Origin of the sequence: Mesorhizobium abyssinicae (assembly GCF_049887195.1) — a bacterium.
GTDB lineage: Bacteria > Pseudomonadota > Alphaproteobacteria > Rhizobiales > Rhizobiaceae > Mesorhizobium > Mesorhizobium abyssinicae.
Map to the genome: position 1 here is coordinate 1 of NZ_JARAKC010000014.1, position 19,793 is coordinate 19,793.

Below are 19,793 nucleotides of genomic sequence, written 5' to 3' on the forward strand. Positions count from 1 at the left end.
TGTCGAGCTTGGCTCGATCTCGGGCCACAAGCTCGAGGATGCCGACGGCAGCCTGGCGACCAGCGATGACCAGACGCCGGTCGAGAACTGGACGATCACGCTCTACAAGGACGCCAACCACGACAACATCGCCGATGCGGTCGAGCAGGTGGCGCAGACCACGACCGACGCCAGCGGCTTCTACCAATTCACCGGGCTGCTGCCTGGCGACTATTTGATCAAGGAAGAGAGCCAGTCGGGTTGGACGAATGTCAGCCCGGTGCAGATCGACCAGGACAGCCTGACATCGGGCCAGAACCTGACCGACCAGGACTTCGTCAATGTCGAGCTTGGCTCGATCTCGGGCCACAAGCTCGAGGATGGCGACGGCAGCCTGGCGACCAGCGATGACCAGACGCCGGTCGAGAACTGGACGATCACGCTCTACAAGGACGCCAACCACGACAACGTCGCCGATGCGGTCGAGCAGGTGGCGCAGACCACGACCGACGCCAACGGCTTCTACCAATTCACCGGGCTGCTGCCTGGCGACTATTTGATCAAGGAAGAGAGCCAGTCGGGCTGGACGAATGTCAGCCCGGTGCAGATCGACCAGGACAGCCTGACATCGGGCCAGAACCTGACCGACCAGGACTTCGTCAATGTCGAGCTTGGCTCGATCTCGGGCCACAAGCTCGAGGATGCCGACGGCAGCCTGGCGACCAGCGATGACCAGACGCCGGTCGAGAACTGGACGATCACGCTCTACAAGGACGCCAACCACGACAACGTCGCCGATGCGGTCGAGCAGGTGGCGCAGACCACCACCGACGCCAACGGCTTCTACCAGTTCACCGGGCTGCTGCCTGGCGACTATTTGATCAAGGAAGAGAGCCAGTCGGGCTGGACGAATGTCAGCCCGGTGCAGATCGACCAGGACAGCCTGACATCGGGCCAGAACCTGACCGACCAGGACTTCGTCAACTTCAAGTTCTTCTCAGTCTCCGGCACCAAGTACGAGGACCTGACCGGCAACGGTAAGACGGCGGACGACATTCCATGGTCGCACGATCCTGTGACGATCTACATCGACGAGAACGATAATCACGTGTTCGATCCAGGCGTGGACCTTTCGACGACGACGGGGGCCGGCGGCGCCTGGTCGATCGGCGGACTGACGCTGGCCGATGTTGGCAAGAGCATCTACGAAGTAGTGCCGGCCGGTTCCCAGCAGACCGGGATCCTCGTTCAGACGGTCGACAATCCCGGCAGCGGCGGCGTTGACACTGGCAACGACTTCACCAACTTCCTGCCACCGGAGGGCCAGGGCTTGACGCCTGGCTTCTGGAAGAACCACATCGATATCTTGAACCAGGAGTTGGGTGAGTTCCATTCGGGTTGGAACTCCAACACCTCCTTCGAGACCATCTTCGAGTTCCAGAACCTGTCGAAGATTCCAGGAACGCCCTCGATCGCGGACGCGTTGGGAGCCAAGGGCGGTGGGGTGAACCACCTCGAACGCTCCTCGGCGGCGGCGTATCTCTCCGCTGCCGTCACTGCCGTGCCCGACGGCCCCGGCGGTAAACCGGAACTCAATTTCAGTTTCTCCGCGGCGACCAGCTCGAACCCGGCCATCATCGCAATTCTCAATCAGATTGACACGAACGACGACCACACGCTGCAACCGGGCGAGGTGACCGCCGCGGTGCGGGACGTCCTTAACGACACCAACGCCCCGACCTCCAACTTCGGCCTGACCGGTCAACCGGGGATCAACGATATCGCCAACGCCTTCGATGCGATGAACAACCAGACGCATCCGGACGCCAGCGTCTTCCTCATCTGACGAGCTGGCGTAAATCTCGTCCGAACAGCAATCGGGGGCTCCTTGCCCCCGATCGTTCGATGACGGCAGCTTTCCTAAAGCAATAGACAGAGCGGAGCCTTCACGTCCGCGGCGCCGCGCTGCTTCCTGGCCCGGCGATGCCCAGCCTTTGGAGCAGGCTACTAACCCTTCGCGACCGGCGCATACTCCAGCGCCACCACGCCATTGCTGAACGGGACGGCCGAGATCAGCTCCAGCGCGAGCGGCTCCTCGGTCGGAAACAGCGGCTTTCCCTGGCCGACGGCGCCCGGATAGACGAGCAGCCTCAGGCGATCGACGAGCCCGTGACTGAGCAACTGCCGGGCAATGCTCAAGCTGCCATGCACATAGATGTTGCCGCCGTTTGTCTGCTTCAGGCTGGCGACCGCTTCGGGCAGGGGGCCTGCGAGCAATTGCGCCGGTTGCCAGTCGAGCGCCTGCAGGCTGGTCGAGGCGACATATTTCGGCAGCGCGTTGAAGCGGTCGGCGAAGTCACCGGTTTCGGAGGGCCATGAACCGGCAAAGATCTCGTAGGTCGTGCGGCCGAGAAGCATGGCGCCGCTGTCGGCGAGTTCGTCCTCCTTGAACGCGTTCATCTCGTCGTTCCAGGTGACGTTCGGCAACTTCTCGACCTCGGCGATGCCGTCGACGCTGATGAACTCCGTGATGATGAGCTTTCTCATGATGCTCTCCCGTCGGCAGTAGCCACTCTTGCAGTCAAGATCGCGACGATACAGCTATTCGCCTCGCTCTTTTCCCTCTAGCTCGCCCCGGTTCCTCATCATAATCTCGCGCCCGTTTGAAACACCTTGAGTCCGTATGAGCAAGCTTCTTTTCACCCGCGTTCCGTTCAACCCGTTCTCGCTTGGTCTGGTCTGCAATTTCATTGCGCACCATCCGCCGTTCGACGGCTACGAATTTGGCCAGATGGTGAAGTCGTTGCGCTATCAGATCGAGCAGCAATCCCATCTTATCGGCGCCATTGACGATGCTATCGTCGCCTACGTCGGCTGGGTCGTGACCAGCCGCGAGATCGCCGAAACATGGGTCGCGAACAATGGCCCGCTTAATCCCGATCCTGGCGGCAGCGCAATTGCCGCAACCGTTATGGCGACGCGCTCGTCCTCGCACATCCTGCCGCTGATCAAGGAGGCGAAACTGCTCAACCTCGACAAGTCGGTCTACTGGAAGCGCGACTTCATCGATGCCCGTGGCGCCATGAAACGCGCCGTGCGCAAGCGGGATGCATGATGGACCAGGCCGCGCCCGGCGAGGGGCTCACCCAGGAGATTCTGATCCGCCTCGGCGACCGTTATGCGTCGATGTTCGTGCGCATTTGGCAGCCGGCCGGCCAGTCTCGTGGGACAGTCTATTGCCTCCACGGTTTTACCGGGAACGGCGCCGATTTCGATTATCTCGCGACCTTTCTTTGCCGCAACGGCTATCTGGTGATCTGCCCCGATCTGCTTGGGCGTGGGCGCAGCGCGTTTCTTGGTGCGGGTTACGACATCGATCTCTATTCCAGGTGCTTGCGCGCGCTCGGTCGGTTTGCCGGCAAGGAGAACCACTTCATCGGCACATCATGGGGCGGGCTGATCCTGACCCTGTTCCTCTATGCAAACCGCGGCCGTGTCGATCGGATAGTCCTCAATGATGTTCCCATGACCGGCGGCCCGAAGGTCGACGCCTTGAGAGACGCGGTCATCCGGGAAAGCACGCTGACCTTCGAGACGCGCGCCGCGGCGAGGGACTATCTGCGTGCCGCAAGCGCTGAGATGGGCTCCGTCGAGGAAGCGGTTCTAAGCCGCTACATCGAGAACCGCATCACCAGCGGCACCGAAGGCGTTCGGCTGGCCTATGATCCGGCCGCGACCGAGAATTTCGCGACAATGACCGGACGTGCATACGACCTGTTTCCCATGGTGGCCAAGCTGGATGCGCGCATGTTGCTGATGTATGGGCGAAAGAGCGAATTCATCGACAGGAGCGCCTTGGAGCGGACGCGTCGCGTCCGGCCAGACATCTGTATCGTCGACAACATTGATGCGGGCAGCCCGCCCTCGCTGATGACGATTGATCAGGCTTTCTTGATCCTGGGTTTCCTATCCGCCGTTTGAACTGGCGCTGCCTTTGGGGGATCGGCAATGCACTTCGAGGAAGCATACGGAAAGCTGCTATCGGCTGCTTTTGATCAGGCTGGGTCGGATGGCAAACCGATCAAGATCCTGATTTGCACGACGCCCCGAACAGCCGGCCATTCCTACTGTCGGGTGCTGAAGCATTTCGGGCTCGGTCTGCCGACCGAGTACTTCCAGTGGCAGTTTGCGCTGCCGCTCCTGCGCCGCTGGACCGGCCACGATGCCATCGACGTCCCGGCACTCGATCGCGCGGCAGCGTCATACGGACGGCAACTTCTGGCAAGACGCTCGGTCAATGGCGTGTTCGCGGCAAAGCTGTTCGCAGGCAATCTGAACTTCGCGCGCAACGCGATCGGCCAGGACGATACAAGGTCATTTTATGTGTTCCTGTCCCGACGCAACAAGGTTGAACAGACCGTGAGCCTGCTTGCGATGCTCTATACCGGGCAACCGTTCGATGGCGGAGATACGCTGCCGGGAATCCCCAAGTTGAAGACGATAAGCCAGAAGGCGGTCATCGATACGGTGCGCCATATCGCCGACTGTGAGGTCATGTGGCGGAACTACCTCTCGACCATTGATCCCATGAGGGTAGTCGATGTCGCCTATGAGGATTTTGTCGCCAGCCCGTACGAGAATGTGCGAACGACAATGCGAAATTGGTTTCCGACCCATGATCTGGACAAGGCCGCCATCGAGGCAAGCGCGCGCTATCAGCACGATGCGGACATGAAGAGGATCATCGCAAGGCAATTCGGAAGCCTGATCCGGGACCTGTGGCGCGACATGCCTGGCGCAACGGACCGGCCCTTGTCAGCGCCTTGACACCACGACCGCCATGCCGCTCGCCGGACGCAATGCCAGCGCATAGTCGAAGCGGATGATGTCGTCGGTGCGGGCGAATGCGAACTGCCGCACCACCGCGCGAACCGCTTGCTCGACCTCGAGCCGGCCAAGGCGTGCGCCGCCGCACATGCGCGGCCCGGTCAGGAACGGGATGAAGGCGCGACGGTCGAAACTATTGTCGATGAATTCCTTGCGGCTGGCATCGAATGTCCGCGGATTCTCCCAGAACTCGGGATGCTGGTGCGCGCCAACGATGGAAAGCATGATGAGTTGTCCGGCCCTCAGCGCCACGCCGTCGATTACCGTGTCGGCGCTCACCTCGCGCGTCAGGAACGGAATGGGCGGAAAATACCGCATCGTTTCGTTGATAAAGCAGTCGGTGAACGGCGTATCGGCCTTGGCCCCGGCGATCTCGTCGTGGATACGCTCCTGTACTTTCTGGTTGGCGCCGAGCCTGTCGATCACCCACAGCACCGTCGTCACGGTGGTTTCGACGCCCGCGAAAAGGTTCATGACGAACTCTTCGATGGGCGAGAAGCTGTCGATTCCGCCTGATTTCTCGGAGAAGCGGCGCATTTGGGCGGCCGATCGTGGGTCCGCCATCAGCTGCGCTCCGAACTCGGCTATGACCGCGCGGGCGTCGCTGATGACGCTGGTGCGCTCAGCATCGGTCGGCGTGACCCAGGAGTAATATTGCAGGCGGCGCAGCACCTCGCGGGTCCGGTCAAGCAATGCCGCCGTCGACCGGGGCTCAGCCACAAGTCTGAACGCCTGATAGAAGATGGTCAGGGCGCCAGCGAACAGCGCCTCCTGGATGCCCGCCAGGGACGTTTCGCAGACGCTGAAGCACGAGGCGAAGATATCGGACACGCTTTGCACCTGGGCGGGCTTCGCCGCAGCGAGGTAACTGTCTTGCGTGATTGAGCGCCTTGTCGCCCACTCCTCGTCATTGGTGTTGAAGCGGCTGAAGCCGAGTGCGGAAATCAGCGAGAAGTTCTTGCGAAACAGGTTCGGGGCCTTGGCGATCCTGTCGACCGCGTCTGGGTGGTCGAAGACCGTGAGATTGCCGATTTCACGAGGCTCGGGGGTGATCTGCCCGCTCTGGGCAAAGAGCGCGTAGGCGAGATTGTTCAGAAAGCCTTCAATTTGCGCTGGATTGTCCAAGAAGCCCCCGTTTGTCATCGTCTGGCGCTAACCATCTCTAGTCATTGTGTTTTTTATTGCTGTTGCAAAGATGTTACACTGACGCGGCAAAGTGTCGGGGCATCCTCTCGGCAATAGGCCGTTATCCGAGTCTCTGCAATATTGGCAGCCGCGAGAATCTGGGGTGGGGATAAGCATGCGGGCTCAAGTACAGGGCAAACTTTTGGCAACGGTGGCGGCATCGGCCGCCTCCGTGACAACCATCGGCGTCGCCACGGCTCATGCCGGCGAGGCGCAACCATCGGACCCGGCGGTCATCGATGCGCGCATCAAGATGTCGTTCGAAGGCGCCTATTTCTGGAACAATGTCCACAAGGACGACAAGCTCAGCAGCGACAAGCTGGGCAACAGCAACGGCGACATCTCCGGGTCAGTAGCGTTGACCAAGCAGATTTCCCCGGGGCTGGATTGGCGTCTTTCCGGCACCTTTCATGTCGGCAAGCACCGGTCGATCCTCCTTGGCGAGGGGCCTGTCACCGATCCAGACGGTACCATTAGCGCTCGTTACGGCGACGGCTACGCCTTTCAGGCGTTCGATTTCGACGTCGGCAAGCACGTCAAGGCACAGCAGGCTGACATCCGCTTCTTTGGCGGCCTGCGGATCGCACATGCGGACGAAAAGGTGTTCGACTTCTCCGAGACGTTTACGCCTGACAATCCTGCCGACAAGGGCATTTCCGCCGACAAGGTTGGCTCGTCCGAATACTGGGGCATCGGTCCAAGGGTTGGTGCCGAGGCTTATTACCCGGTCGGCGAGAACTGGGGCCTGACGGGCGCCGTTTCGGGCTCCGTGATGTGGGGCCGCCGCACCAACCGTGTTGGCGGCAGTGTCACGCAAACAAACCCTGACATGCATGCTTCCGCAACGCTGTTCAGTGAGAGCTCGAGCGAAACGGTCTCTAACCTCGATGCGTCGGCCGGCTTGAGCTGGACGCCGATGCCGAACACGACCTTGACCGCAGGCTACAAGATCGAGGCATGGCACAACCTTCTTGTGAATGCCGACCACGAGAACCAGGTATTCCAGGGGCCGTTCCTGCGCCTCGAAGTCAAGATGTGATCGCAGCGGCCGGTCAGGGTGGCTTCGGTTACGACTTTCGAGTCCAGGTTCGCATCGAACGGGAACGTTAGGTTGCACTACATCGCGGCGGGCTCCGGCCCGCCGATCGTCTTTCTGCACGGGTTTCCCGACCATGGTCTTGGCTGGCGCCGTCAGATCGAATCTCTATGCGGCAACTTCAGGGTCCTGGCGCCGGATCTGCGCGGATTCGGGCTAAGCGACAAGCCGAGAGGACATGCACACTACGCGTTGCTGCCGAACCTCGTCCAAGACGTGCTGTCCATCCTCATGGCAGAACAACTCTCCCAGGCTTCAATCGTCGGCCACGACTGGGGAGGAACCATCGCCTGGTGGCTGGCCATGCGCGTGCCGTCGGCGGTACGCCACCTCATAACTCTCTCCAGTCCCCATCCGCGCAACTATCTTCGGGCCATAGCCGATCCAGCCAATTCCGGATATTTCGGTTACGTGCGCCGCTTCCAGGAAGCCGGTGTGGCAGCCCTGCCCACGCCGGACGAGCTTGCCAGCTGGGTTGCCGACGCGGACGACAGACAGGCGCTCGTGGCGTCGCTTCGGCAATGCGATCCGGAGGCGGTGCTGAACTACTACAGGGCCAATATTCCGCTGGGCAGGGTGCCCGACATCGGCCCGCTGCCGTTGATCAGGGCGCCGACCCTTGCCCTGTTCGGCACCGACGATCCCTATGTTCCGGCCAGCGCCTTCGACGGCACGTTCCGCGAGGTCGACAACGTCACTTCCGTGCTGGCGCTGCCCGGCGCCGGCCACTTCATCCACCAACAGGCTGCCGCCCTCGTCACGCGCGAGATCGAGGCCTGGGTGGCGCAGCCGCTGTCGAACTTCCGCCACCTCGCCTGAAGCCATTTCACGGCCGGATGTCGTCGACATATGCCGTTCGCTGGGCGATGATCGCGTCGGCCTGACGCTTCGCATTGGTCGCCGATTCGGCGTTTCGGCCTGTCCCATTGTCGCTCAGACCGGTCCACGGCTCTTTAGACCTCGGATAGGTTTTGCCGGTATCTATCGGAAAAAAGGAGCCGGAAAGTCATGACCGATATCTGGCGCTCACTCCTCGCCAATCTTGCCCTGGTCTCCATCCTGGTGGTCGCCTGGGATCTTGTGGCGGATTTTACCGGGCGTCTCTCGCAGCGCAGGCAGTCGCTGGTTCTCGGCGTGGTGATGTGCACGGGCGCGGTCATTTCCATGGCGACGGCGCTGTCCGTCTCCGGCTTCATCGTCGATCTGCGCGCCGCCTTCATCGCCGCCGCCGCCTTCTTCGGCGGATGGCCAGCCATGGTCATCGCCACAGCCGGCTCCATTGCCTATCGCATCCATCTCGGCGGCCAGGGCGCAAGCATCGGGATCGTGGGCATCCTCATCACGGCTGTCGTCGGCATTGCCTGGCATCACATCGTCGCGGCCCGGTCGCGCACCATCTTCGACATATTCGGCCTCGGCGTGTCGGTCGCTCTCGCCGGACTGATCACGCTCCTGGTCATTCCCCCGCAAGTCGTCGCCGGCATGGTGCAGCAGAGCACGTTCCCGTCGCTGGTGTTCCGCTTCCTCAGCACCATCATCGTCAGCGTGCTGCTCGACCGCCAGCAGCGGCGGCGCGATCTTGTCATGTCCAACATGATCTACCGGGCCATGGTTCGCGAGCTGCCGGATTGCCTGAACATAAAGGACGTCGACGGCCGCTTCATCGCCGCCAATCCGGCGACCGCCGAAATGGTGAACGCCACCTCGGTCGAGAACCTGATCGGCAAGACGGATTTCGATTTCTACCCGAAGGATGTGGCGGAGCGCTTCCGGCAGGACGAGATGGGCGCGCTGGAGGCTGGCCAGACGCTGCGCATCGACCAGCCGGCGATTTTCCCGGACGGCAGGCAGGGCTGGCTCTACACGCTGAAGGCGCCGTTCCGCGACGAGGCCGGCAAGATCACCGGCGTCATCACCTACAATCGCGACATCACCGAGCAGAAACGCAATACCCAGCTCAAGAACGATTTCATCTCGACGGTCAGCCACGAATTGCGCACCCCGCTGACGTCGATCCGCGGTTCGCTCGGCCTGATCGCGGCCGGCGTGGCGGGCGAGCTGCCGCCAAAGGTCGCCAACCTCATCAACATCGCCCACAACAACAGCGAGCGGCTGGTTCTTCTCATCAACGACATCCTCGACATGGAGAAGATCGAATCGGGCGTGATCGCCTTCAAGATCAAGCAGATGCCCGTCCGCCCCCTGCTGGAGCAGGCCATTGCCGCCAGCTCCAACTACCGGGCCGACGGCGGGATCCGCATCGTCCTGGTCGACGATGCCCCGCGCGCCGAGGCCAACATCGACGAGGATCGCCTGCATCAGGTGATGGCCAATCTGCTGTCGAATGCGATCAAGTTCTCCAATGCCGACGGCACCGTGACGGTGAAACTCGAGCGCCGTGATCGCGACATGCTGCGCATCTCGGTGATCGATCAGGGCGCCGGCATTCCCGAGGCATTCCGCAGCCGCATCTTCGGCAAGTTCGAGCAGGCGGACGCCTCCAGCACCCGCAAGCAGGGCGGCACCGGCCTTGGCCTGAGCATCGTCAAGACCATCGTCGAAAAGCTCGGCGGCGCCGTTTCCTTCGAAACCGAGGAAGGCACGGGAACCTCGTTCCACGTCGATCTCGCCGAGGCGCAAAGGCAGCCTGACAAGCCGGTTTCGACAGAGCGCCGGTCGCGGCCGCGCGATGGCCGCCTGCGTGTCCTCATCTGCGAGGACGAGACCGATGTCGCGGCGGTGATCGCAGCACTGCTCGATGCGGAGGGCTTTTCCAGCGACGTCGCCCCCGACATCGACACCGCCATGGCGCTGCTGCGCTCCCGTGATTATGTGGCGCTGACGCTCGACATCAGGCTGGCGGGTGAATCCGGCATCAAGCTCTTCCACGACATCAGGTCGTCACCGGTGAATTCCGACATTTCGGTGATCGTCATCTCCGCCGTCGCCGATGAGGCCAAGCGCTCACTCAACGGCACAGCCGTCGGCATCGTCGACTGGCTGGAGAAGCCGGTGGACTCGAAGCGGCTCCACGCCGCTCTCTCCAAGATCGTCGCCGGCAAGGTCGAGCGCAGGCCGAGGATCCTCCACGTCGAGGACGACGAGGGCGTGCTTGCCGTGATGTCGGCGGGGCTGGGTCCGGACGTCTTGATCGCCTCGGCGAAAACGCTGCAGGAGGCGCGGCGGGCGGTCGCCAAGCATCGCTTCGACCTGGTCATCCTGGACATCGCGCTTCCCGACGGGTCGGGGCTGGACCTGCTCATCGATCTGCCGCAGGAAACCAGAGTCATCGTGTTCTCGGCGGCGGAGATGGACGAGAAGCTCGGCGACCGGGTGCAGGCGATGATGACCAAGACCAAGGCGTCGGAGATCGATGTCGCCAAGCTGGTCCGGCGCATGTTGGTTGCGTCTCGCAACGCGGCGAAATCCGCCGCGCAAGCAGGGGAGTGACGTTGATGTCGGCAAGGATCCTCTATGTGGACGACGAGGACGACATTCGCGAAATCGCGCAGATGTCGCTGGAGCTCGAGCCTCGGTTCGAGGTGCGGTCCTGCTCTTCGGGCGCCGAAGCGCTGGCGGTCGCCGCCGACTGGCAGCCCAACCTCATCCTGCTCGACGTGATGATGCCGGACATGGACGGGCCGGAGACGCTGAAGCGGCTGGCCGCCTCGCCGCTCACGGCATCGATACCCGTGGCGTTCATCACGGCGCGCACCCAGACGCATCAGGTCGAACACTATCTGGTCATGGGGGCGGTCGGGGTCATCGCAAAACCCTTCGACCCGCTGGCGCTCGCCGCTGAGGTCGGGAAGTTGCTGGCGCTGCGCGCGCGCTGACGGGCTGTTCGGGCTTCCCGGCGGCCGCATCGGCGGGAAGCTGTACGGCGCCGTTTACGGCTCATATACCATGCCGACTTATTCATCTACTGATTGTAGCGAAATGCGGCCGTCGCGAATCGGCTATAACTATGATCGCACGGGTGTTGCGGGCCTGCGGCCCGCGCGGAACTATGGGCGTGGACCACATTGGCGGATGGCGGTTCGTTGATTGATCACTCCGGGGGGCGATGGAACCGGAGCAGCACAGGTGGATGGAGCGAAGGCAAGAGTTCTGATCTGCGATGACGATCCCTTGTTGCTCGAGCTGATGGAATTCAGGCTGCGGGCGAAGGGATACGAGGTCATCAAGGCGGTGGACGGGGCCGAAGCGCTTTCGAAGGCGGAGCGCGACGGGCCCGACATCATCGTGCTCGACGCCATGATGCCCAAGGCGGACGGCATCGAGGTGCTTGCGCGCATCAAGGGCGACCCCAACCTGTCCGAAACCCCGGTCGTCATGCTGACCGCCCGCAAGGCCGAAAAGGACATCGTATCGGCGCTCGAAAAGGGCGCCGACGACTATCTGGTGAAGCCGTTCATCCCCGAGGAGCTGCTGGCCCGGCTGGCGCGCCTGATCGCGCGGAAGAAACGCTGATGCGGCGAAGCCGGCGCGCAGCCCTTGCCGCATGCATGTTCCTGGCAATGGCCGCGCCTCCCGGTGTTTCATGGGCCCAGACGGTCGACGAGCTTTACGCGTCCGGCGTCAAGGCGAGGCAGGCCCAGCATTTCGACGAGGCGGCGGACCTGCTCAAGCGCGCGCTGGCGCTGAAGCCCGACAATGCCGATGCCCTGGTGCAGCTCGGCTTCGTCGAGCTCGGCCGCAACGATCTGCCGGCCGCGCGCGACGCCTTCTCCAGGGCGCTGTCGCTCGCCCCGGCCTATATGGATGCCAGCTTCGGCCTGGCCGAGGTCGAGTTCCGGTCCGGCAATCTGGATGCGGCGCTGCCGCTGGCCGAGAAGGTCGCGGGCGCCGAGCCCGGCAATGCCGATGCCGCCACGCTGGTCGAGACCATCCGCAAGGCAAAGCAGGCGGCCGGCGACAAGCCAAAGCCGGCTCCCGGAGCGGCGCCGGCGAAAAAGGCGCCGCTGCGGCGGGCGGATCCCGTCGCCGGGCTGATGGAGCAGGGCAGGCGGCTCAGGGCAGCGGGCAAGCTGCCCGAGGCCGAGCGGGCCTATCGCCGGGCCCTAAAGCTGTCGCCGAGGAACACCGACGTCCTGGTCGCCCTTGGCCTGGTCGCTGGCGCCGGCCAGCGCTTCGACGAGGCCGGGCAGTTCTTCGACCGGGCCCTGGCGATCAAGCCCGGCTTGCTCGACGCCCGGCTCGGCAAGGTCCGCCTGGCGATCTGGCAGGGCGACGTGCCGCGCGCCCGCTTAACTGTCGATGACGTGCTGGCCACGGCGCCGGACAATGTCGAGGCGCTGAACCTCGACGCCAGGATTTCTCTTCTCGAAGCGGACTACACGCGGGCCGGGCAATCATTTGATCGCGTGCTTGCGAGCGATCCGCGCAATGCGGAGGCGCTGGTCGGGATCGGCGATGTCCGTCGCGCTGAGGGCGACGACGCGGCCGCGCGGGCAGCCTACAACCAGGCGCTCGCCATCGAGCCCGGCTCGGCCGAGATCGAGCAGCGGCTGGCGGTACCGCCGCCGCGCAAATGGCGGCTCGACATCGGCACGGAGGTGAGCGACCTCACGGGCGGCCTCGGCGACTGGACCGACAGCGCGGCCGGCCTTGCCTATCGGCTGTCACCGGCGACGACCCTTTCCGGCCGCACGCGGGTGGCGACCCGTTACGGCCACACCGACGTCCAGATCGAGGGCCGCATCGACGAGGCGTTCTCGCCCGCCTTCTCCGCCTATGCGCTGGCGGCAGCGACGCCGGATGCCGATTTCCTCGCGCGCTATTCGATCGGCGCTGGCGCGTCCTGGCAGGTCGTGGCGCCGGCGAAAGCGTTCGGACCGGTCTCGCTCAACATCGACGCCCGCTACGACGATTTCGCCAACGCCGGTGTCACCACCGTCTCGCCCTGGGTGCAGGGCTACATCCTCGACGGCCGGCTCGGGCTGTCCGCCCGCTGGGTGCATGCCGAGGACGACATCGGCACCCGCGCCGACGGCTATATGCTGCGCGCCGACCTTGCGGTGACGCAGCGCTTCAACGTCTTCGGCGGCTACGCCGACGCGCCCGAAATCTCCGACGGCACGCTGGTGCCGACGCGCACCGTCTTTGGCGGCGTTTCCTTCGACGTCACCGATCCGCTGACGCTGCGCGCCAGCATCGCGCATGAGCAACGCCCGACATTCGACCGAACCATCGTCGGGCTCGGCCTGACCGCGCGGTTCTGACCATGTGGTACGTCTGGGACCTCTCCATCCTGCTTGGCGCGCTTTCCATCGCGATCATGCTGATCCTGATCCTGCGCCGGGTGCTGCAGGAGCGCCGCGGCACGGCCAACGCCGATCAGCGGCGCCAGCTTCTGACGGCGCTGATCGCCTTCACCGAAAACCGCGACCGCGAGGCCCTGAAGGCGGCCATCCTCGCGGTGCCGGCCGGGGTGGCGATCAATGCCGGCTTCGAATTCCTGTCGCTGCTGCGCGGCGCGGAGCACGACGACGTCCTTGCCGCCTTCAAGGAATGCGGCATGCCGGCCCGTGTCGGCAGGCAGCTTGAACGAGGCAACGTCGCCGAACGCATCCACGCCGCCGAGATGCTCGCGGCGCTGGATTCGGAGGATGCGTCGGCACGCCTGCTTTCGGCGCTGGCCGAGGACCGCTCGCGCGAAGTCAGGATCGCCGCGGCCATCGCGCTCAGCGATCTCGGCAGCCTGCCGCTGCTCGACTTCGTACTGGACAATATCGGCGTGGCGGGGCAGCGCTCGCGGCGCGTCATCGAGCTGTTCAGGCGCTTTCCGCGGACGCGCTTCAACGAGCTTGCGGTGCATGCATCGCGCGCGGACGGCGTGCCAGTCGTCAGGGCGGCCGCGATCGAAGCGCTGGCCCGCGCCGGCGGCTTCGGCTTCGCCGATTTCTTCGCCAGCCTCGCCGGCGATGCCTCACCCGAGGTCGCCGCCGCCGCGCTCCGCGCGCTCGGCCTGACCGGCCATGCCGACGCGCCGTCCATCCTGGCGAGCGCGATGGCGAGCGACGACCTCGACGTGCGCGCCGACGCCGCCGACGCCGCCGGCCGCCTCGGCCTCAGCGAACTCGCTGCGACGCTCGCCGGGCTGATGGACGACGAGGTGTGGACCGTGCGCTATGCCGCCGCCAACGCGCTGCGCTCCTTCGGCCAGCCCGGCGAAAAGATGCTGCGCGCGATGGCCGCCAGCGACGTCTCGCGCAGCCAGCGCACCGCCTCGCTCATCCTTGCCGAGGGCCCTGCCACATGATCGCCGACTGGAGCCACCAGATCGTTCTGACAGCCTCAATCCTGTCCTGGTTCATCATCGGGGCCGGGCTGGCGCAAACGGCGATCTACCTGTTGCAGCTCATCGTCGCCGCCTACGCGCTGTCCATGCGCCCGCCGGTGGCGCGCTCGGCGCTGCTCTGGCACCGCTATGGCGACGTCGCGCCGCCGATCGCGCTTTTGGTGCCCGCCTACAACGAGGCACTGAACGTCGTCGAGAGCGTCCATTCCATGCTGGCGCTCGAATATCCGAATTTCGAGGTGATCGTCATCAACGACGGCTCGAAGGACGACACGCTGCAGCGCCTGATCGACGCCTTCAGGCTGGTGAAGTTCCACCGGCCCTACGAGGAGGAACTGGCGCATCAGCCGATCCGCGGCCTCTATTCCTCGCCGATGACCGAGCGGCTGTTCGTGGTCGACAAGGAGAATGGCGGCAAGGCCGACGCCCAGAACGCTGGCATCAATGTCTGCCGCGCGCCGGTCTTCTGCGTCATCGACGGAGACTCCATCCTCGAGCCCGATGCGCTGATGCGCGCCGCGCAACCCTTCATCGACGACCCCGAGCGCACCATCGCCGTCGGTGGCACCATCCGCATCGCCAACGGCTCGACGATCGAGGCGGGCAGGGTGCGCGAGGTGCACCTGCCGTGGCGCCTGCTACCGCTGTTGCAGGTGGTCGAATATCTGCGCGCCTTCCTGATGGCGCGGCTGGCCTGGAGCCGCATCAACACGCTGATGCTGGTCTCCGGCGCCTTCGGCATGTTCCGCCGCGCCGAAGTGGTGGCGGTCGGCGGCTTCACCAAGGGCTCGATGGGCGAGGACCTCGACCTCGTCATCAAGCTGCACCGCCACATGCGCGATACCAAGCGCAAATACCGCATCCAGTTCGTCCCCGAGCCGGTGTGCTGGACCGAGGCGCCGGAGACGTTGAGCGTGCTGGCCAGGCAGCGCACGCGCTGGCAGCGCGGCGCGCTCGAATGCTTCTTCCGCTACCGTTCGATGCTGTTCAACCCGCGCTATGGCCGCGTCGGCTTCCTCGGCTTCGGCCACATCCTGATCGTCGACGTGCTCGGCCCGGTGGCCGAGGTGCTGGGCTATATCCTGATCCCGGCCTTCTGGCTGCTCGGCATCCTGTCCGGCGAATATCTGCTCGCCTTCACCTCGCTCGTCTTCACCTACGGCGTCTGCGTCAGCGTCTGTTCGCTGGTGCTCGAAGAAGCCGAACTGCAGCGCTTCCCACGTGCGCGAGACCTTGCCGTGCTGACGGCGGTCGCCGTGATCGAGAATTTCGGCTACCGCCAGCTCAACAATTTCTGGCGCGTGAAGGGCTGGTGGCAGTTCCTGCGCGGCAACCAGGGCTGGGGCGAGATGACCCGGACCGGCCTCGGCGGCGCCAAGAAATAGGCGCGGCTGGGCGGCGCACGACCGGCCGCGTCATTGCAATGTGCGCTCGACCTCCGCGATCAGCCCATCGAGCGCCGCGCCAACCGCCCCGCCGTCCGCCTGCTCGGTGAGCAGCGTCTCCAGAGCCGACGCCTTGGCGCTGATCTCCGGAAAGCCGAACGTGCCGGCCGCGCCCGCGAGCGAGTGCGCGAGCCGGATCAGCGGATCGTTGCCGGGCAGGGGAGCCTCACGCGCGGCCTTCAGCTCGGCGAGCTGATCGGCGCAGCGGGCGAGGAAGCGCTGGCGCAGAGGAGCGAAGGGATCGGTGGCGATGGGGGTGCTCCGCGGCTGGGTGAGGGGGTATTCAAGCAGAAAGCGGGGTGGGTTGGAATGGCGGGCTGGGGCTGCTCGTCGCTGTGGCCTGGCTCAGGCGGCATGATGCCCGGATTTGAGCCAACCGGTCATTCAAAACCTGCTCCTAGACAGGCTGTCTCCCCTGGTGGATCATGCGGTGGGTGGGCAAGCCAGGGGCGCCGCCATGGACGTCGGAGGTTGGCTGCGGAGGCTTGACCTCGAACAGTATGAGGACGCCTTCCGCGAGAATAAGATCGACGAGACGATCCTGCCGATATTGACGGCCGAGGATTTGAAGGATCTTGGCGTCGGATTTGTTGGACACCGTCGTAAGCTGCTCGACGCCATCGCAGCCTTGCGCGCTCAAGCAGGCGCACCAACGCCGCTTTTATCCGATGCGCCTCTGGCAGTCGACAACGCAGCGAAGGACACCGCCGAGCGCCGCCAGGTCACCGTGATGTTCTCGGACCTTGTCGGCTCGACAGCACTCTCCGCGCAAATGGACCCTGAGGATTTGCGGGAGGTGATTGCGGCCTATCAGAAGTGCGTTGCGGAGGCCGTGCGTCGCTTTGGCGGGTTTGTGGCCAAATACATGGGCGACGGCGTACTGGTGTATTTTGGCTATCCAAAGGCGCACGAGGACGACGCAGAGCGAGCCGTGCGGGCCGGGCTGGCGGTCGTTGATTCGATCGCAAGGCTCGCGACCCCGGCACAAGGCGCGCTTGCGGTGCGCGTCGGCATCGCTACGGGGCTGGTGGTGGTGGGCGATCTCATCGGCGAAGGAGCGGCGCAGGAGGAAGCGGTGGTCGGCGAGTCGCCGAACCTGGCGGCGCGGCTGCAGGCCTTGGCGGCGCCCGGCGAGATCGTGATCCCGCTCGCGACGCGCCGACTGCTCGGCGGGCTGTTCGAGTTCGCCGACCTGGGCTTCCACGAGCTGAAGGGGTTCGACGCCCCGATCCGCGCGTGGCGAGTGCTTCGCGAGAGTGCCGCCGAGACCCGGTTCGAAGCGCGCGCGACGAGCGGCCTCGCCCCCACGGTCGGGCGCGAGCACGAGCTTGCCCTGCTCGCGGAACTCTGGAGCAAGGCCGCGTCCGGCGAAGGGCAGGTGGTCCTGCTCTCCGGTGAGCCCGGCATCGGCAAGTCGCACCTGATTCAGGCGCTGCGAGAGCGTCTGCGCGACCGGCCGCACATCCGCATCCGCTGCCAGTGCTCGCCGTTCCACGCAAACAGCGCCCTTCGCCCGTCGATCGTCCAGCTCACCCGCGCGGCTGGCTTCCACCCAGACGATCCGCCGAGCGTGAAACTCGACAAGCTGGAGCGCCTCCTGGCGCGCTCTACAGGCAAGGTCCGGGATGACGCCCCTTTGTTGTCGGCGTTTCTTTCGCTCCCCGTGGGCAGCCGCTACGCACCTCTGAACCTCAGCCCTCAGCGCCAGAAGGAGCTCACCCTCGAGGCGCTGATCCGGCAGCTTGTTGGCCTGGCGGCCCGCCAGCCCGTGCTGTTGGTTTTCGAGGATATCCACTGGATTGATCCAACGTCGCTGGAGCTTCTCGACCGATTGGTCCCGCACATCCCCCGCCTTTCAGTGTTGGCGATCTTCAGTTTCCGCCCTGAGTTCGAGCCGCGGTGGATCGGCCACCCGCGGGTCACCTCGCTCGCGTTGAACCGCCTAAGCCACCGGCAGGGTGCCGCGCTGGTGGAGCGGTTGACCGGTGGCAAGGCGCTGCCGGGCGGGCTGCTCGAGCAGATGGTGGCCAAGACAGACGGCGTGCCCCTGTTCCTCGAGGAGGTGACCAAGGCGGTCATCGAATCCGACGTGTTGACCGATGAAGGCGACCGCTACGCGCTCTCGGGTCCGCTGCCACCGTTGGCGATCCCTGCAACCCTGCAGGATTCTCTGGTGGCGCGGCTCGATCGACTGGTGATGCCGGCGCGGGAGGTCGCGCAGATTGGCGCCGCCATCGGCCGCGAATTCTCTTATGAGCTGCTGGCGGCCGTCGCGCAGCGCGAGGAACGGGAACTGCAGGGCGCCCTCGACCAGCTCATCGGCGCCGAGCTCGTGATCGCGCGCGGCCGGCCGCCGCACGCGACGTGCATCTTCAAGCACGCATTGGTGGGAGATGCCGCCTATGCCACCTTGCTGCGCAGTCGCCGCCAGCAACTGCACACCCGGATCGCCCACGCGCTAGAGCAGCATTTCGGCGAGGTCGTCGAACACGAGCCGGAGATCGTGGCTCAGCACTATACGGCTGCAGGCCTCTCGCTTCAGGCCATCGGCTACTGGCAGCGCGCGGGAGAGAGCGCCAACCACCGTTCGGCCAACGATGAGGCCCAGAACCATCTGCAGAAAGCGCTGAACCTGATCGAAACGCTCTCCGCGGGCCCGGAGCGCCAGCGGCGTGAGCTCGCAGCGCTAACGGTGCTGGGCCGCGTGCTCGCCGCCAAGAGTGGCTACGCAAATCCCGAGGTCGAGCAGGTATATTCTCGCGCGCGCCGCCTTTGCGAGCTGATGCCGGAAGATGCGGATCTCTTCCCGGTTCTGCTCGGCCTGGCCATCTACTCGGCCACGCGCGCCGAACTGACGTCGGCGCACGAGCTGAGCGGACGGCTGCTCGACCTTGCCCGGCAGAGTAACGATCCCGTGTGGGTGGTCGAAGCCCATTATGCCCGGGGGGTCGGCCTTTCCTGGCGCGGCGCCTTCAGGGAGGCACGCAAACATCTGGAGCTGGCCTCCGAATCGTATCGCCCACAGCGACATCGAGCCCATCTCGCCCTCTACGGCCAGGATCCCGGACCGATTTGCCTGTGTCGTGGGTCGGCGGTGCTTTGGCAACTCGGCTACCCCGACCAGGCGCTGGCCCGGATGGAAGACGCTCTTGCCTTGGCCGAGCGATTGGCGCACCCCTTCAGCCGTGCCTACGTGCTGACATGGGCAGCGTGGTTACGAATATTCCGGCGCGAGGTGCCCGAAGCCGAGGAGCAAAACGAGCGTGCGCTCACCTTCGCGACCGAGCAGGCGTATCCGTTTTGGACTGCCATGGCCGCCCAGCAGAAGGGATGGCTCTCGGCGAAGCAGGGCCATAACGAGCGGGCGATCGCCCAGATCGAGGATAGCCTGGCCCGGATGCAGGCCGTCGGAACGCAGGTGACGCAGGCGTACACGATGGGACTGCTCGGGGAGGTGCTAGGCAGCGTCAATCGCGCGTCCGACGGCGTGCGTCTGATCGATCGGGCCCTCGACCAGGTGAACCGGACCCGCGAGCAGTGGTGCCATGCCGAATTGCTGCGGCTCCGGGGTGCCCTATGCGCTGCCGCGGAACCAGGCGATTGCCGCGAGGCCGAAATCTCGTTCCGCCAGGCGATCGAACGGTCTCGCCAGCAAGGTGCCAAATCCTGGGAGCTCCGCGCCGCCACATCGCTTGCGCGGCTTTTGGCCGAACAAGGCAAGCGCGCCGAGGCGCATGACCTGCTCGCGCCGACCTACGGCTGGTTCACCGAGGGCTTCGACACGCTCGATCTGAAAGAGGCCAAGACCTTGCTCGACAAGCTGGGGGCATGATCACATGCCAGCCATGCAATGTCCGGTGCTGGCGCATTCCGGACACCGATCTCGCGCTGAGTCAGT

Annotated in this window: 16 protein-coding genes; 13 read left to right on the top strand and 3 right to left on the bottom strand. The window is 64.7% G+C overall.

Going from position 1 to position 19,793, the window contains the following annotated elements:
* Window positions 1-1,825 (top strand): MSCRAMM family protein (locus PU724_RS24435; protein WP_426213657.1); only part of this gene is annotated, 1,825 nt, incomplete at its 5' end.
* Window positions 1,826-1,986: 161 nt separating this feature from the next.
* Here PU724_RS24435 and PU724_RS24440 read toward each other — a convergent pair.
* The gene (locus PU724_RS24440) at window positions 1,987-2,526 is read right to left on the bottom strand and encodes a dihydrofolate reductase family protein (RefSeq protein WP_292350466.1); all 540 of its coding nucleotides are present in this window, start codon (window positions 2,524-2,526) and stop codon (window positions 1,987-1,989) included.
* Window positions 2,527-2,662: 136 nt separating this feature from the next.
* Between PU724_RS24440 and PU724_RS24445 the strand changes: the two genes are divergently transcribed.
* Genes PU724_RS24445 through PU724_RS24455 form a run of 3 tightly spaced genes read left to right on the top strand, consistent with a single transcriptional unit; the run spans window position 2,663 to window position 4,806 of the window.
* Window positions 2,663-3,094: a hypothetical protein gene (locus PU724_RS24445; protein ID WP_128274106.1), complete on the top strand. Its 432-nt coding sequence runs from the start codon at window positions 2,663-2,665 to the stop codon at window positions 3,092-3,094.
* Entirely contained in the window at window positions 3,091-3,960 is an 870-nt protein-coding gene (locus tag PU724_RS24450; RefSeq protein ID WP_354424239.1) for an alpha/beta hydrolase, read from the top strand. Before PU724_RS24445 ends, PU724_RS24450 begins: the two co-directional genes overlap by 4 nt.
* Before the next feature lie 27 nt (window positions 3,961-3,987).
* Window positions 3,988-4,806, top strand: coding sequence for a Stf0 family sulfotransferase (locus tag PU724_RS24455; protein WP_354424241.1), 819 nt, complete (start codon window positions 3,988-3,990; stop codon window positions 4,804-4,806).
* Here the strand turns inward: PU724_RS24455 and PU724_RS24460 are convergent.
* Window positions 4,795-5,991 (bottom strand): cytochrome P450, encoded by a 1,197-nt coding sequence (locus PU724_RS24460; RefSeq protein WP_292107135.1) that lies wholly within the window; start codon window positions 5,989-5,991, stop codon window positions 4,795-4,797. The two genes, PU724_RS24455 and PU724_RS24460, sit on opposite strands and share 12 nt — an antisense overlap.
* A gap of 175 nt (window positions 5,992-6,166) precedes the next feature.
* On the opposite strand from PU724_RS24460, the gene PU724_RS24465 reads away from it, so the two are divergent.
* From PU724_RS24465 to PU724_RS24500, 8 genes are all read left to right on the top strand, one after another.
* Complete coding sequence (locus tag PU724_RS24465) at window positions 6,167-7,090, top strand: Lpg1974 family pore-forming outer membrane protein (RefSeq protein WP_292107137.1); 924 nt, start codon at window positions 6,167-6,169, stop codon at window positions 7,088-7,090.
* A gap of 72 nt (window positions 7,091-7,162) precedes the next feature.
* Window positions 7,163-7,966, top strand: coding sequence for an alpha/beta fold hydrolase (locus PU724_RS24470; protein WP_354424243.1), 804 nt, complete (start codon window positions 7,163-7,165; stop codon window positions 7,964-7,966).
* 189 nt (window positions 7,967-8,155) lie between these two features.
* Window positions 8,156-10,597, top strand: a complete 2,442-nt coding sequence (locus tag PU724_RS24475; RefSeq protein ID WP_354424245.1) for a hybrid sensor histidine kinase/response regulator — start codon at window positions 8,156-8,158, stop codon at window positions 10,595-10,597.
* 5 nt (window positions 10,598-10,602) lie between these two features.
* A complete protein-coding gene (locus PU724_RS24480) occupies window positions 10,603-10,983 on the top strand; it encodes a response regulator (RefSeq protein WP_354424247.1) in 381 nt (126 codons plus the stop codon).
* 250 nt (window positions 10,984-11,233) lie between these two features.
* Window positions 11,234-11,620, top strand: coding sequence for a response regulator transcription factor (locus PU724_RS24485; RefSeq protein WP_127285144.1), 387 nt, complete (start codon window positions 11,234-11,236; stop codon window positions 11,618-11,620).
* Window positions 11,621-11,655: 35 nt separating this feature from the next.
* Window positions 11,656-13,371 carry a YaiO family outer membrane beta-barrel protein gene (locus PU724_RS24490; protein ID WP_426213658.1) on the top strand — a complete coding sequence of 572 codons (1,716 nt, stop codon included), beginning with the start codon at window positions 11,656-11,658 and terminating at the stop codon, window positions 13,369-13,371.
* A gap of 2 nt (window positions 13,372-13,373) precedes the next feature.
* A complete protein-coding gene (locus tag PU724_RS24495) occupies window positions 13,374-14,411 on the top strand; it encodes a HEAT repeat domain-containing protein (protein ID WP_127311022.1) in 1,038 nt (345 codons plus the stop codon).
* Complete coding sequence (locus PU724_RS24500; protein WP_187331447.1) at window positions 14,408-15,835, top strand: glycosyltransferase family 2 protein; 1,428 nt, start codon at window positions 14,408-14,410, stop codon at window positions 15,833-15,835. The genes PU724_RS24495 and PU724_RS24500 overlap by 4 nt, the downstream gene beginning before the upstream one ends.
* A 30-nt stretch (window positions 15,836-15,865) precedes the next feature.
* Here PU724_RS24500 and PU724_RS24505 read toward each other — a convergent pair whose 3' ends face one another.
* Window positions 15,866-16,186 carry an Hpt domain-containing protein gene (locus PU724_RS24505; RefSeq protein ID WP_354424372.1) on the bottom strand — a complete coding sequence of 107 codons (321 nt, stop codon included), beginning with the start codon at window positions 16,184-16,186 and terminating at the stop codon, window positions 15,866-15,868.
* Window positions 16,187-16,352: 166 nt separating this feature from the next.
* Here PU724_RS24505 and PU724_RS24510 point away from each other — a divergent pair, with 166 nt between their 5' ends.
* On the top strand, window positions 16,353-19,727 hold the full coding sequence (locus PU724_RS24510) for an AAA family ATPase (RefSeq protein ID WP_354424251.1): 3,375 nt from the start codon (window positions 16,353-16,355) through the stop codon (window positions 19,725-19,727).
* The last annotated feature ends 66 nt before the right edge of the window (window positions 19,728-19,793 follow it).

Bases quoted from the DNA above. Each gene is read 5' to 3' on its own strand.
- PU724_RS24440 (WP_292350466.1), bottom strand. From the start codon at position 2,526: ATGAGAAAGCTCATCATCACGGAGTTCATCAGCGTCGACGGCATCGCC.
- PU724_RS24445 (WP_128274106.1), top strand. From the start codon at position 2,663: ATGAGCAAGCTTCTTTTCACCCGCGTTCCGTTCAACCCGTTCTCGCTT.
- PU724_RS24450 (WP_354424239.1), top strand. From the start codon at position 3,091: ATGATGGACCAGGCCGCGCCCGGCGAGGGGCTCACCCAGGAGATTCTG.
- PU724_RS24455 (WP_354424241.1), top strand. From the start codon at position 3,988: ATGCACTTCGAGGAAGCATACGGAAAGCTGCTATCGGCTGCTTTTGAT.
- PU724_RS24465 (WP_292107137.1), top strand. From the start codon at position 6,167: ATGCGGGCTCAAGTACAGGGCAAACTTTTGGCAACGGTGGCGGCATCG.
- PU724_RS24475 (WP_354424245.1), top strand. From the start codon at position 8,156: ATGACCGATATCTGGCGCTCACTCCTCGCCAATCTTGCCCTGGTCTCC.
- PU724_RS24480 (WP_354424247.1), top strand. From the start codon at position 10,603: ATGTCGGCAAGGATCCTCTATGTGGACGACGAGGACGACATTCGCGAA.
- PU724_RS24490 (WP_426213658.1), top strand. From the start codon at position 11,656: ATGTTCCTGGCAATGGCCGCGCCTCCCGGTGTTTCATGGGCCCAGACG.
- PU724_RS24495 (WP_127311022.1), top strand. From the start codon at position 13,374: ATGTGGTACGTCTGGGACCTCTCCATCCTGCTTGGCGCGCTTTCCATC.
- PU724_RS24500 (WP_187331447.1), top strand. From the start codon at position 14,408: ATGATCGCCGACTGGAGCCACCAGATCGTTCTGACAGCCTCAATCCTG.
- PU724_RS24510 (WP_354424251.1), top strand. From the start codon at position 16,353: ATGGACGTCGGAGGTTGGCTGCGGAGGCTTGACCTCGAACAGTATGAG.